13 protein-coding genes are annotated in these 13,816 nt (G+C 46.2%); 4 read left to right on the forward strand and 9 right to left on the reverse strand.

Going from position 1 to position 13,816, the window contains the following annotated elements:
• Positions 1-36: 36 nt before the first annotated feature.
• From K4039_RS29210 to K4039_RS29225, 4 genes are all read right to left on the reverse strand, one after another.
• Complete coding sequence (locus K4039_RS29210; RefSeq protein ID WP_265240021.1) at positions 37-327, reverse strand: hypothetical protein; 291 nt, start codon at positions 325-327, stop codon at positions 37-39.
• Between the two features lie 622 nt (positions 328-949).
• Entirely contained in the window at positions 950-1,927 is a 978-nt protein-coding gene (locus K4039_RS29215) for a glycosyltransferase family 2 protein (protein WP_265240022.1), read from the reverse strand.
• The gene (locus tag K4039_RS29220) at positions 1,914-2,051 is read right to left on the reverse strand and encodes a hypothetical protein (protein ID WP_265240023.1); all 138 of its coding nucleotides are present in this window, start codon (positions 2,049-2,051) and stop codon (positions 1,914-1,916) included. The genes K4039_RS29215 and K4039_RS29220 overlap by 14 nt, the downstream gene beginning before the upstream one ends.
• Before the next feature lie 44 nt (positions 2,052-2,095).
• Complete coding sequence (locus tag K4039_RS29225; protein ID WP_265240024.1) at positions 2,096-2,566, reverse strand: tetratricopeptide repeat protein; 471 nt, start codon at positions 2,564-2,566, stop codon at positions 2,096-2,098.
• A gap of 76 nt (positions 2,567-2,642) precedes the next feature.
• Between K4039_RS29225 and K4039_RS29230 the strand changes: the two genes are divergently transcribed.
• Both K4039_RS29230 and K4039_RS29235 read left to right on the forward strand, forming a co-directional pair.
• The gene (locus tag K4039_RS29230) at positions 2,643-3,887 is read left to right on the forward strand and encodes a glycosyltransferase family 4 protein (RefSeq protein ID WP_265240025.1); all 1,245 of its coding nucleotides are present in this window, start codon (positions 2,643-2,645) and stop codon (positions 3,885-3,887) included.
• 38 nt (positions 3,888-3,925) lie between these two features.
• Positions 3,926-5,845 (forward strand): hypothetical protein, encoded by a 1,920-nt coding sequence (locus tag K4039_RS29235; RefSeq protein WP_265240026.1) that lies wholly within the window; start codon positions 3,926-3,928, stop codon positions 5,843-5,845.
• Positions 5,846-6,277: 432 nt separating this feature from the next.
• Here K4039_RS29235 and K4039_RS29240 read toward each other — a convergent pair whose 3' ends face one another.
• Positions 6,278-6,424: a hypothetical protein gene (locus K4039_RS29240; protein WP_265240027.1), complete on the reverse strand. Its 147-nt coding sequence runs from the start codon at positions 6,422-6,424 to the stop codon at positions 6,278-6,280.
• 731 nt (positions 6,425-7,155) lie between these two features.
• Between K4039_RS29240 and K4039_RS29245 the strand changes: the two genes are divergently transcribed.
• Positions 7,156-7,731 carry a DUF4360 domain-containing protein gene (locus tag K4039_RS29245; RefSeq protein WP_265240028.1) on the forward strand — a complete coding sequence of 192 codons (576 nt, stop codon included), beginning with the start codon at positions 7,156-7,158 and terminating at the stop codon, positions 7,729-7,731.
• Positions 7,732-7,966: 235 nt separating this feature from the next.
• Here K4039_RS29245 and K4039_RS29250 read toward each other — a convergent pair whose 3' ends face one another.
• The 4 genes from K4039_RS29250 to K4039_RS29265 all read right to left on the reverse strand — a co-directional run bounded on the left by K4039_RS29250 (position 7,967) and on the right by K4039_RS29265 (position 11,737).
• On the reverse strand, positions 7,967-8,104 hold the full coding sequence (locus K4039_RS29250) for a hypothetical protein (RefSeq protein WP_265240029.1): 138 nt from the start codon (positions 8,102-8,104) through the stop codon (positions 7,967-7,969).
• Positions 8,088-9,335, reverse strand: a complete 1,248-nt coding sequence (locus K4039_RS29255) for a URC4/urg3 family protein (protein ID WP_265240030.1) — start codon at positions 9,333-9,335, stop codon at positions 8,088-8,090. Before K4039_RS29255 ends, K4039_RS29250 begins: the two co-directional genes overlap by 17 nt.
• Positions 9,332-10,414 carry an adenylate/guanylate cyclase domain-containing protein gene (locus K4039_RS29260; RefSeq protein WP_265240031.1) on the reverse strand — a complete coding sequence of 361 codons (1,083 nt, stop codon included), beginning with the start codon at positions 10,412-10,414 and terminating at the stop codon, positions 9,332-9,334. Before K4039_RS29260 ends, K4039_RS29255 begins: the two co-directional genes overlap by 4 nt.
• A gap of 75 nt (positions 10,415-10,489) precedes the next feature.
• A complete protein-coding gene (locus K4039_RS29265; RefSeq protein WP_265240032.1) occupies positions 10,490-11,737 on the reverse strand; it encodes a GTP cyclohydrolase II in 1,248 nt (415 codons plus the stop codon).
• A gap of 398 nt (positions 11,738-12,135) precedes the next feature.
• Here K4039_RS29265 and K4039_RS29270 point away from each other — a divergent pair, with 398 nt between their 5' ends.
• The gene (locus K4039_RS29270; protein ID WP_265240034.1) at positions 12,136-13,521 is read left to right on the forward strand and encodes a cytosine deaminase; all 1,386 of its coding nucleotides are present in this window, start codon (positions 12,136-12,138) and stop codon (positions 13,519-13,521) included.
• Positions 13,522-13,816 lie beyond the last annotated feature (295 nt).

Genomic DNA, 13,816 nt, shown 5'->3' on the forward strand with positions numbered 1-13,816 from the left:
TATCTGTTTGCTTGAGGACTGTTTCGAGCGATGCAATTAACTGCCACTGATGCAACTCGATCGCATTCTGGCAGCACAGCCTCGCGGAAAGCCACGACAAACAGGTAACTGCGAGCGTAGCGTTTTATACTGCGCGTATAAATTTTGCCGGGAAGAGCGAGATTTTTGACCGTTGTGGCGAAACTGCAAGAGTTTGCGGAGGGCTAGTTGCCCGTCTCGATCGCCCACATCCCCGAAAGCGGTTCCATAATAGGTGTAAAATTGCGCGATCGGGAGCTCTCCAGGCATCACCGCAGTCAAATCTACAACATTTACTGTTGCATCCATATCGGCTGATCCCAAGCCAAACATTAGCTGGGAAATAGTTAGTGTATCTATCTTACGGCATAAACAGCAGAATTTTCAATCTCTCGATCTAAAATCCCAATGTTCTGCTACGGAACTACATTTTATACTGGGTCGAGCGGGATCAGAGATGATTACTTGCGTATAAGTTTCTGCGATCAATATTAAATGCGTTATAGCCTTTCTCAGAAAGATCAGGTACGCGAACGGCATAGGGGATATGGCATAGGGCATAGGGCATAGGGCATAGGGCATAGGGCATAGGGCATAGGGCATAGGGCATTGGGCATAGGGCATAGGGCATAGGGCATAGGGCATAGGGCATTGGGCATACCTCACTTTTTTGAGAACCGATATAACCCAATACGGTTCACTTAAGACAGATCTCGCCTAACCCCCCTTAAAAAAGGGGGGGAGAAGAATGCCCTCAAAGTCCCCCTTGCTTTCGGGGGATGCGAGGGGATCTCCGGGGTATAAATAGTGTTAAGTGAACCGTATTGCGATATAACCCAAATCATGAAATCTTCGTCGAATTCTTTCTGATGAAAGTAGTTCTTCCTCACTGTTACTGAATTGTTCAATTAGTTATCGAAATCCTCTACCTTCACAATTTCTGTTTCAACAACTCCCGCACCAGCGCAAAAGCCCTCCCCCGCCACTCCATCGGCAGCAGCGACAATCCCAAACCCGCCCACATTTTCGCCTCAAAAACCGACTTTCCAGCCCGCACCATCCGCCGCCCTTTTGCAGTTTCACCTACCTCAATCAGCCGCAAACCTAGCGCTAATTGAGTTTCTGCAATCCTCTTGAGCCTGACTGTTTCCAACTTCTCGGAATCAAACTCGTAGCTGGTCAAATAGCGCAATTTATCGCTTAAATAGGGAATTGCCCGATCGCATCCTTGCTGTCCTGCGTGAAATCGATACTCCATCAACAGCTCCGGCAAGTAATAGCACCTTTTGCCCGCAATAGCAAGTCTCACAAACAAATCGTTATCTTCGCAATTTTGCCAATTCGGCCGCAGAAAGCCGACTGATTCCAGGGCGCGGCGGCGAAACAAAGTCGCGCCTATTTGCAAACTCTGTCTCACAAAAACTGTGGATAGCAAATCTTCAATAATTCCGGCCGACAATTCGGTGCGGCCCCACCGCTGCGAATTGAGTTTTGTCAGGTTTTCGTCAATATTATTGTGAATGTCGATCGCCCAATGGTCGGTACTGACAAAATCAATATTGGGGTTTTTATCCAAAATAGCAGATGTTCGCTCTAGAAATTGCGCGCTCAGGCGATCGTCATCGTCAAATTTAATAAAATATTCGCCCCTTGCCGCCGCAAAGCCCGATCGCATATTATTACTTTTCCCGATATGCTGCGGGTGGCGAATGTAGCGAATCGGGCGATGGCGTCCCGCCCCGCAAGCTACGACAAATTCCGACATCAACAGCGGAGTGCTGTCCGTCGAACCGTCATCGCAGACAATTAATTCAAAATCCGTATAAGTTTGATCTAGCACGCTGGCGATCGCACTAGCGAGCAAATGCACTCGATTGCAAGTAGGAATGCAAACGCTAATTTTCGGCACAAACTGAGACCATCTTAGATTGTAGATTGTATGTAGATTGTAGATTGCTAAAAATTAAAGTCTTCCTTCTTCCTTCTTCCTTCTTCCTTCTTCCTTCTTCCTTCTTCCTTCTTCCTTCGGTCAACTGTCAACTGTCAACTGTCAACTGTCAACTGTTCCTTGTTGACTTCAATTCAAACGAGCCGTACATTCAAGAATTAACTTTTGATTCACCAAAGCAAAAGGTTGAATTTCCAAAGCGCGGCGAAAAGCTCGAATCGCACTTCTGTATTCTCCCAGAGCAGCGTAGCACAAACCCAGACCGTGCAACGCCCCAAAATGCACCGGATTTAGTTGGAGCACGGTTTCGCAGTCATGGATCGACTTTTTATAATTTCCTTGGGTATAGTGAAGTACGGCGCGCCGGTTCCAAGCTTCAGCAAAATCTGGCGCTTCCGCAATCAGTTTCGTCAGCAAATCCAAAGCGTGCCGAACATCACCCGAATCTAGCGAAACTTGCGATCGCCTGAGAACTTGCATCCCATACTCACCCTTCTGGTTAAACCAAGTGCGCCAGAGTTCTGTAGTAGCCCGATCGCGCACGCTTTCATCAGACTTTTTCAAGTCTTCGAGCAGCGCCTTCATAGATAATTCGTCCATAGGTGGGAGGATTGTTAAACAGGTTTTATCAATCAATTTTATCGCGACAGCGGCAACTTTATTTATCCAACATCCCATGCAAATTTTGATGCTTTCCTCGACTTTTCCCTATCCGCCAAGCCGCGGCGGAACTCAGGTAAGGACGTTTAATTTATTGCAATACTTGAGCCGACGGCATGATGTAATTCTCGGTACTGTGCGATCGCCCGATGTCACCGATGCACAAATCGACGCATTACGAGGGCAAGTTACAGAATTAGCAGTTTTCGAGACTCCTGGAACAGTTTCAACCGGGATATCTGGAAAAATTCGGCGTTTTAGTCAATTTTTGTTATCCGGGACACCTCCCAACGTATTCTCCAGCTACTCTCAAGCAATGCAGAATTGGGCAGACGATTTAGTCACAGCCGGCAAATGCGAAGCTGTTACCTGCGAACACAGCGTTAACGAAATTTATGTGCGCCCAGAATGGCGACAAAAACTGCTGACAGTCGCAAATATTCACAGTTCGGTTTGGGGAACTTGCAGGGAAATGTTAGCCACCGGGACTTCCCAAAACCCCCTGCGCGATCGACTAAATTTACCCCTACTCGCCCGCTACGAAACACGCTACTGTGCCAAATTCTCCCGTATTGTCGCCACCACATCCACAGACAAGCAGCAACTCCTAGAATTGCTGTCGCCACCGAGGCTGCGAGGGAAAGCAGATTTTTTTGAACCCACCATTGATGTCATTCCTAACGGCGTGGATTTGACAGAATTTCCGTATCGCGCGATCGATCCGGGAGGACACACCTTAATTTTTGCAGGCGCCATGAACAATTTGCCCAATATAGACGCAGCCAGGTTTCTTAGTTTGCAGATACTCCCAAAGTTGCAGCAGCGCTATCCCGATGCTAGCCTCAGCCTAGTCGGCGCCTCGCCAGTCCCCGAAGTCCTCTCCTTGGGGAAACTTCCGGGAATTCAAGTCGTAGGCCGGGTGCAAAGAGTGGCAGAATATTTGCATCAGGCTGCTGTTTGTGTGGTGCCCATGCGGATTGGTTTTGGGATAAAAAATAAAACTTTGGAGGCGATGGCTGCGGGAACTCCCGTGGTGGCGAGCGATCGAGGTTTGGAAGGTTTAGCCGTCGATGGTCGCACCCCACCACCGATCGAGGCCTTGCGGGCAAACGAAGTTCAGGAGTATGTTGAAGCGATTACCAGTTTGTTTGAAAATCATCAGCTAAGACAGGAGTTGTCTCTGAACGCGCGATCGCGAATTGAAAGCCAATACACCTGGGATATCATAGGTCGGCAGTACGATCGGCTATTCCAATTTTAAACTCTAAATTCTAAAATCTAAATTCTAAAAATTCGACGATGGAACACAAAATAAACTCCTCAAAAAATCGAGCCAAACCCCCAGAAAATTCCAAAATTGCTCCTGCTCCGACCAGACGCCGCCGCCAAAACCGACGCCCCAAAAAACTGCAAGAGTCCCAGCTTCCGATAGCTGGTACCCCAACTCCCGCCAGATATCCCTGGAAAAGATTAATAGCTAATTTGACCGCCCTCAGCGTCTTGTGTGGCTTTTCCGCTTTGATGGGAGGCGGCGCTTGGTTGAGTTACCAGCTAATTGTCGATCCCAACGGTAACAAATTAGTCTCTCAGTTTGTACCCGGATGGTCGCGCCTGCCTACAGGTAGCAGAGATACGATCCAAACTCTCGATCAAATCAAAGCCAGCATCCGCAAATTGGGATTCATCACTGGCGAACCCCTGCCGCTTCCTATTGAGAAATCGGGCGATAATTTTATTTCCGACTTGCTGTTGCCGGTGATGGTGGAAAGGAATGTTAATGCTTCTACTGTTTGCAAAAATCCTTGCCGTCAAATTGTCGAACTTCGCGTGTACAAGCGCGTGCAACTTCCCGATCGCGATTCCGAAAAAGAGCAGTATTTTCAGCTAGCAAGTTCCGTGAATGTAGAAGGCCCTGCGGAATCTTTTGTGATTGCTTCTTTGGATGACTCTACATCTAACAATCAAGCCTCAAATCAGTCGCTACCGCTGACAGAACTGCGCCGCTTTGACGGAAAAGCCCCCGCCGAGGGCATTTGGTTTAATGTCAGCGGTCAACTGGTGCGGGGCGACAAGAAAATTCCCTACGGACAAGTCGTTCGCTACAACCCCAGCCAAAATCATTTAATCTCGCTGTTGGATTGGGCGAGTGTTGCTGGACAACCGCCGAATTGGCAGCAAATTGTTAAGGGGAAAAACCCGCAATTGGCGATCGACCAAACAATTGGTTTAGAGCCGCAATTTACCATTTATCAAATAGGCCCGCGCAAATTTATCCCGAACCCAGTTCAATTAACCGCGATTTCCTTAGAAGAATTTGCCTTCAATGACGAGACTTATAAAAATGGGCTGCGGCTGGCAAAAAGCGGACTTTGGTCTCCGGGATTAAATGTCATGCGTATTGCTAAGGGGAAAGCCGGCCAGAATTGGCCTGCTGCCGCGCAAGCTCAGCTAGAAACGATCGAATTTCACGCTAAAATTACTCGAGCTCAGGCGATCGCATCTTGGGCCAGTCCCAGCCAACAAGTGCTCGCAGAATTGATCGACGGCCGCTGGAGTCAAGCTTTGCAAGTATTTGAAGCCGATCCTAGCAACACTCACGAAATTGCCACAACCCTCAAAAATGAAGGCGGGCGGATCATGAACCGCGTAGACGCCGCCTTGAGAGTCAACGCATCTGACGCCGATGTCAAGGCTTGGGGCGCGCTGATTGTAGCATCTCAAGACGGAACTCGCGAGGCGATGAATTGGCTCGACCAGCAATTAGATACTGACAGCGAAAGTCGAACTCGTATTCGGAATTTGGTCAATAAACTTGAGGAAGCAGTTTCTGTGGCTCAAACTTTAGAAGACCACAAGAGTCAAATTATGGGTTCTGCTACCGTAATTAGCAGTATCAATCCCACTGAGTGGCTGGAACCAGAACCCAAAAACGAGTTAAAATTGACCGAAGAACAAGTTTGGTATCAGGTGCAGGTAGCGAGTTTTTACGACGGAACCCGCTGGGTTAATCCGCCCTTTACAGATGTAGAAGTCCGCTCTTTTCCTGCTACTCAAGTCAAGTGGCTTTGGGGGCGGCTGGGCTTGCAGGCTGACCCCAAGATTAAGATTGAAGTAGCGATGGCTAACGGTCAACAAAGAGTCGCTGTGGGAACCGTCAAAGCCGTGCAGATTCAAGACGGAAATCTACGCTTGCTAGCGGCGGTTGACAAGCGATCTTGACAGTTGACAGTTGACAGTTGACAGTTGAGGGCGACCTCTACCTGGAAGTCCGAGGATTCGAGTAATGAATAGTCTTGTTTTAATTTCTCCCTAGAAGGAAGAGGCTTTAAACCAATTCTTTCTGGTAATCTGGGATCGAGCATTCGGTAGAAGGAACAGTCCGGGATGCACTCTTGACACAAAGAAACCGGGTTTTTTTACCATTTCTGCCGATCGCAACAGAAGTATTTTCGTAAAAAAACCCGGCTTCCTTCCACCCGTGGGTCCAGAACTAGGAATCAGGAAAATGCTTTCTTCTCCCCCTCCCGCAACTCCGAAAGAGGCGCAATCTCAAAACTCTTCCCCTCCCCACTTATCGCTCTTGGACAACAATGCAGACAAAAATTTTGTTAATTAAATTAACACAAGTTGCACACAAAAAACCCAGAGATGTCAAATCGCGCCCTTTTTAGAGAGTGCTGCAATCATCTGCCGTTTCACCGCTTTAGCCCAAAGCTCAAACTCCAAACTGTTGATATCGTTAATTGTCACTTCCTCAACAGGCTGAGTTGGGGCTTCTTTCTGTGCTGTAGTCTCCATTGTTTTTTTCCTCGTCCAAGAATTGTTAGTAGTCGATCGCAAGCAGTCAGCATCATACCTCTATTTTATCTACTAATTACTGCCATTAATTACACTAAAGGCAGAGATTTGATCGATAAAATGCAGTAAATACATCTAGATAATGCAATTTGCGAATTTAATGTAAGAAAACCCTACAACTATTGTTATATATAGGCTTTTCCTGACATTAAAATTTTACAATTTACATTGTATGGCACTATCAAACCAATGCTTATGTTAGTAAACTTATTTTTAAATGAATGTATTGCCATATACAGCAGAAAATGATTTTATTCAATTTACAGAGTACCGTAAAGGCGATCGGCAGCATCTCCCAGTCCGGGTCAAATAAGCCCTATGGAAACACATATCCGACCCCAACAGCCTCCCGACCGGTCTCGCTCGCTGTCTCGCACTTCGGAACAGTCCGCTAACACAGATCCGGAGTTTCGCACCAGAATCTTCCGGAACATGGACCAACAGATATGAATCTTAGAAAGTATCAGCAGAAAACCAGTTTACTAGATAAATTAACTAATCAAAAAAACTGATCTAGGTACTGCAATTGAAAAAATTAGCTTGGATTCAACGGCTTTTTTATCTTTCAAGATGACCGCCGTCATATCCAAGTTAAAAAACATTACCTAAATTCAATTGCATTTCTTTAATCTGCTTAACACACACAACTCAACTTATTAAGGAGAACATCCATGAAGTTTATAAAACTCTTGGTAGCGACAGCATTAATGACGGCTTCTATCAGCCCCGCATTTGCTGCTACTCCGTCAGTTCAAATATTAGGTGCCAGCTACGGCGGTAGCGGTTGCCCAGACCGCTCCGCCAGCGTCAGCGTCAGCCCCGACGGTCAAGAACTCACCATCCTATTTGATAAGTTTGCAGCCCAGGGAAATGTCTCAACAGAAAGGCGTAAAAGCTGCAATCTGAGCATTCCCATCAAAGTACCCCAAGGCTTCCAAATTTCTCTCTACGATGCTGATTACCGCGGCTACGTTGCTCCTAGCACCACAGGCAACTTGCGAGCAGAATACTTTTTCGCAGGAAGCCGCGGCCCAGTTTTTAATCGGAATTTAAGCGGAGAAACTAACTACAATGTGCGAGATAGTTTAGTCACTGTAGCTGATGTTTGGTCTCGCTGCGGCGACAGTGTAAATATGCGGGTGAATGCCTCGATGACAGCCAGTGGTGCCGGCGCAGCCACCGTGGACTCTTTCGATTTGGCTCATCGCGGTTTAGTTTATCACATCAAATATCGCACTTGCCGCTAAACACAGAACCAGCAAAAAAACATAACACCTATGACCCGGTTTCGTAAAGGAACCGGGTTTTTTCCTGCGCTAATCACAACGTTCTAATTAAGATCAAGTTATTAGTATTCGTAGAATGCGTCGCCTGAAAAAAATCCCAAAAACTATCGACAATCCGAGCGCGACGCACCTGACAAACAGGGTTGAGGAAACAAACCCAACACTTCTGATGTAGCAAGACTTTTTCAAATTAGGATCAGGTGCGTCGCTGTAAAATTGTAGATTTTTTTAGGGATTTTCCTTCTTCCTTCTTCCTTCCTTCTTCCTTCTTCCTTCCTTCTTCCTTCTTCCTTCTTCCTTCTTCCTTCTTCCTTCTTCTAAAACACAGTACCATCACTTTCAATCTGAATTGGCGGCACTCCACCAGCCCTCAATTCCCCGGCAATTTTCCGCCCAGCCGCCCAAGTTCCTCCCTGCAAAATCTTCACCAGCGGCAATTCTGTCGTACTCAAATGCAGCTTTTCTCGCATAGCTGCGGCAATTTTATCTAAAAGAATTACAGTTAGCGATCGCCATTCTACTATAACTTCCGAACCAGGCAAATAACTCTGCTCAAAAATAGCCACATCTTTTGCCCGCAGCAGTCCCATATCCAAACACAAACCGCCGTTGCGATACTCCGGCAATCCCGTTAACTCATCCAATCCGGCGACGACTAAACCAAGTTCTTGTAGCGGTTCCAACAGCGAATAAGTCAACCACTGCGAGAGTTTGTGAAACGGCACAAATTCATCTGCCAGATTTTCTCCTTGTAATGCCGGATGCCGCCAAACATCGCCTAAATTAACACCAGCAATGGCATATCTTCCCGGCCAAATTTCCCCAAAACCTGTCAAAACAGCCCTCAATACTTCAACAGCCTTCACAGTTTTGACTCCATAAACCCGACTGTCAAGCAAATATTGTGCCAAATTGCCGGGACGCGGGTTTTCGTTGCCAAACAATAATGGATGTTGGCAAATTGCATTCCCCAAACGCTGCAACAATTCTAATCTGCCTGTTAAACCAATTAGCGGATTGTCTCGACTTACCTGAAATCCGGCTGCTAAGGTTTCTAGTTTTAACTGAGAAAGTCCGCGAGAATCAGCTTGCAAAGGGAAATCGGAATTGCTGGAAAAAATACCTTGACAAAACATCCGAAAAGTGGCTATTGCTAACCCTTCAGAACGGCGGTAAACCTGTCCGGTTTCTGCTTCGTAATACTGCCAATCTGCACCGGCGCCGGCATCGAGCAAAACGCTGATAATTGCTAAATCAAATTTGATCTTAGCTTGTTCTATGAGTGTAAATTGTGCTAAAGCTTTATCTAATTCGGCGAGGCGCGGTTGGTTGCCGGCTTCAAAATGCCGCCAGCGACTGTGAAAGGGAATGTTGAAATCGGGATACTGTTGGCGGGTTGTGTCGATTACATAATTTGCTGCTTTGTCGAGTTGGGATAAATCGACGCGGAAGTAGCGGAGTTTATTTTCGGAGGCTAAATTAAAAAGCCGATCGCACTTTTGGCGAATCGCAGCCGACGTTCTCAGATATTCTACAGTCTCAAGTTCAACTTTATTCAATTTCATGCCACCAAACACCGGTAAACATCATTTTCCTTAAAAAAGTCAAACTGACTATAATCTAAAAGATTATCTAAAATCACATTTCTATCAATTTTGATCAGCTTATATTCCCACTTCGAGCCACTGACTTCACGTTTTATTTGATCGGAAACTATCACCGAATTCTTTTCTGCACCCGGAGATACTATTTTACTTAAATCTTCCAGCCTGTCGGCGATGTTAATATCTTTGCCGTAAGTACAAGAGCGAAATATATACAAATTTCCTTTAGCAATTCCCACCGACAAGCCGCAAGGTATTTGATTGCCGTGAATAAACAGTTTCCAATTTTCGCACAAACTTTCCATTGCCGCTAAGGCTGCGTGAGCTTCTGGGAAAGTCAACAAATGCGAATCGCCAACAATACTCCGAATTGTGCCACCGTATTCTTCGCAAATGGTTTTTTCAAAAGTATCGAAGTTGGTGAGCAAATATTCAACGTCTCTGATAGAATTAGATTCTTGATAAGCAATAAAACCTCTCAAATCAGCTTTAATTATTGCTTGATTTTCAACAATTCGCGTTTTATAACTTTGGTCAACTTTGTAAACCTTTTCAGGTTCGCTCATCCCTTTCAAAGAAAACTCATTGACAAAAGATGTTTGCACTTCTGCTTTGTTGAGCGCCAGCCATGCTGCTTGGGACAAATATATTTCATCCGGCGGAGTTACTGATTCTATGCGCGCTGTTAAATTCACCGTATCGCCAAAAATATCTTTATCTTGATGCAAGACATCTCCCAATGTAATCGACACGCGAATAGCCAATCGTTCGTCGTTGGATTTGCTAGATTGTTGCGATCTCAATTCTTGCTGCATTTCTATGGCTGCCATCGCCGCTGCTGTGACGCTGGGAAAAATCATCCAAAAGGAATCACCTTCCCCTTTGATCACGCTTCCTTCATTTTTGGTGCTAATATCTGAAATAAAATTTTTATGCTCATTTAACAAACTACTTAATTCCGACTGAACTAATTTTTTAACTCTGGCGGTATATCCGCAAATATCTGTTTTTACGATCACAGTAGAACGCAAATTAGCCATAACCTACCCTGACTGATCAAAAACCAGCAATAAATTTTATTTGGCAAAGACGCGAGCGATCGCGTCTTTGCCCTCTCAATCTCCTAAATCGCGTCCGATCGCTTCTGCAAGAATTGTAGCATCTGGCACGGGGTCTGGCGTGTAGTAGCCAGCGGCTTTTTTGGCGACGATTTCGACTTGTGCGTCTGCGGGAATCCAATCTTCGGGAATGGGGATGCGATCGACTACTTGAATGCCAGAATTGATAATTGCATTGTATTTGAGATCGCTCATAGAAACTAAACTGTCAATGCGAGAGATCCCCAACCAGTGCAAAACATCTGGCATGAGTTCTTGAAACCGCATATCTTGAACTCCGGCGACACATTCAGTGCGAGTAAAATAGGCATCAGCGCGATCGCCACCTGCCTGCCGTTTTCTGGCATTGTACACCAAAAACTTAGTTACTTCCCCCAAAGCTCTGCCTTCCTTGCGGAAATAAACAACTACTCCAGAACCGCCAGATTGTGCCGTTTGGATGCAAATTTCAATCCCGTGTACCAAATAAGGACGGCAAGTGCAGATATCCGAACTAAACACGTCAGAACCGTTGCATTCATCATGTACCCGTACCGCCAACTGCTTCTGTGGGTCAGAAATATTCGCCACATCGCCAATAATATAAACCGTAGTTCCGCCAATTGGGGGCAAGAAAACGTGCAAATCCAGTCGCGTCACCAAATCCGAGAACATACCGCCTGTTTGCTCGAACAGGACACGGCGGAGAACACTTTCTTCAACACCGATCCGCCTCGCAATTCCCGGCAAATACCACACCGGATCGATCGCAATTTTAGTTACTGCTAAATTACCGCCTGCTTTGACTATTTTGCCATCAATTTGCACCCGCCCCTTAGCGATGGCATCTTGTAATTCCGGCATATTCATGTGAGCTTTAGTGACAGCAATTGTCGGTCGAATATCGTATCCCTGCTGAGAAAATGAAGTATAAATTTCGCTAACCAAAGCCCCAAACGGATCGAGAGAAACAATCAAATTGCGATCGCCCCAACTGGGATGTGGCCCAATGTTTGCGGCAGGAGATGTGTTGGTAAAATCGGGGCGGTGATCGGCTTGGAGTGCGCCGGAAGCAACTGCTAGCGCCCGATAAACAGAGTAGGAACCCGAATGAGTGCCGATCGCATTTCGGTGAGACAATTTACTGAGGCTGCCAATCACCGGCCCCCGTTTCAGGGGATCGATTTCTCCCCAGTCAATGGGAATTGGTTTTGTGTCGGAACTGTCGGAATGAGATGTTAAAACTATATGCTTGGGTTTTGACACAGTTTTTGGGCTCTTGCTATAGATTCTGCTGCTAGTTGAAAGCAAAATTGCCATTTGAAGCAGTGATTTATGATAGCAACAGGATTCAGGCTTTGGAAGTATTCGGCATAGCAAAACTGGTGGCGCTGACTGGCGCGTTTTTCTCAACAATCTAAAAATTTTGCATTTGTGGTTCAGGGCTGGGGCTGCATTGCTAATATAAAAGCTACATATTTAACCTAATTTTATATGGCAATCTTATTTGATTTGTCAATAATACTTTTTAAAATAACCGCAGAGGACTCAGAACGAAAAAAGAGGCAAACAGGGAAAGAGAAATATTCACAATTTCTGCAAGGGGTGCTATAGTTAGAACTGGTAGCGCTGAATTTTTAAGAAAATACTAACTCACAAATTTAATGTTGCCAAGTACATCTAATTATTTGCTCAAAAATGGTCGCGTACCCGCGTCTCTTCTAGAGATGAAATCGATCGCCCCTAACGCTATTACTGTCCCAACTAGACAAGCTGAGAACGGTTTTTGTGCGGTGGATGTGGAAATTGCAGCGGGTACGATCGCCCAAATCATCCCCACAGGTACGGAATCTTTATCCCAACTTCGAGATATCCCAGTTGTAGATTTGCACGGTGGCTTAGTTTTCCCGTGTTTTGTCGATATGCACACGCATTTAGACAAAGGACACATTTGGGAACGATCGCCAAATCCCGATGGAACTTTTGCCAGTGCGATCGAAGCAGTGGGGGCTGACGCTCAAAAAAACTGGAATGCAGACGATGTTTACCGGCGGATGCAGTTCGGCCTTAAGTGCAGCTACGCCCACGGAACCAAGGCGATCCGCACTCACATCGACAGCGGAGGGGAACAGGCAACCGTTAGTTTAGCAGTATTTGCAGCATTGCAAGCCGAATGGCGCGATCGGCTAATCTTGCAAGCAGTTTCCCTAGTTTCCCTCGACTATTACCTAACACCAGCCGGCGAAAAATTAGCAGACAAAATTGCCCAAATCGGCGGCATTCTAGGCGGAGTCGCCTACATGAACCCGGATTTAGGCAAACAACTCGATCGCGTTTTCAGCTTAGCCAAAGAACGCGGTTTAAACCTCGACTTCCACACCGACGAAACCGACGATCCAGAATCAGTAACACTGCGGGAAGTCGCAAAAACCGCAATTCGCCATGAATTTGTAGGTCAAATAATCTGCGGACATTGCTGTAGTTTAGCCGTACAACCGCCCGAATTAGTAACAGAAACCATCGCCTTAGTCAAGAAAGCAAATATTGGGATTGTCAGCTTACCGATGTGCAACCTTTATTTGCAAGACAGACAATCTGGGCGTACACCGCGCTGGCGGGGAGTGACCCTGATCCACGAACTCAAAACAGCAGGAATTCTCGTCACAGTTGCTAGCGATAACTGTCGCGATCCGTTTTACGGATTTGGCGATCACGATGTTTTAGAAGTCTTTAATATGTCAGTCCGCATTGCCCATTTAGACAGGCCTTGGGAAGATTGGCCGCGCACAGTCACCACAACATCAGCAGATTTAATGGGATTGCCGAATGTAGGACGAATAGGAGTTGGTTTACCCGCAGACTTGATTTTGTTTAAGGCGCGGAATTTCAGCGAATTGTTATCTAGGTCACAGCGCGATCGCACAGTTTTGCGGCAGGGTAGAGAAATTGATACAACTTTGCCGGATTACCGCGAACTAGACGATTTGTTGCAGGAAGACTCGGCGGTTGAAACCGCGTCTACACAAACAAAACCCGCCGACGCGGGTTGAAGAAGACTCGGCGGTTAACATTATTTGATCTTCTTCTGAAGACTCGGCGGTTTCAACCGCTTCTATACAAACAAAACCCGCCGACGCGGGTTGAAGAAGACTCGGCGGTTGAAATTATTTGATCTTCTTCAGAAGATTCGGCGGTTTCAACCGCGTCTACACAAACAAAACCCGCCGACGCGGGTTGAAGAAAACTCGGCGGTTGAAATTATTTGATCTTCTTCTGAAGACTCGGCGGTTTCAACCGCGTCTACACAAACAAAACCCGCCGACGCGGGTTGAAGAAGACTCGGCG

It is taken from the genome of Lyngbya sp. CCAP 1446/10, assembly GCF_026130175.1.
Taxonomy (GTDB): Bacteria; Cyanobacteriota; Cyanobacteriia; order Cyanobacteriales; family Microcoleaceae; genus Microcoleus.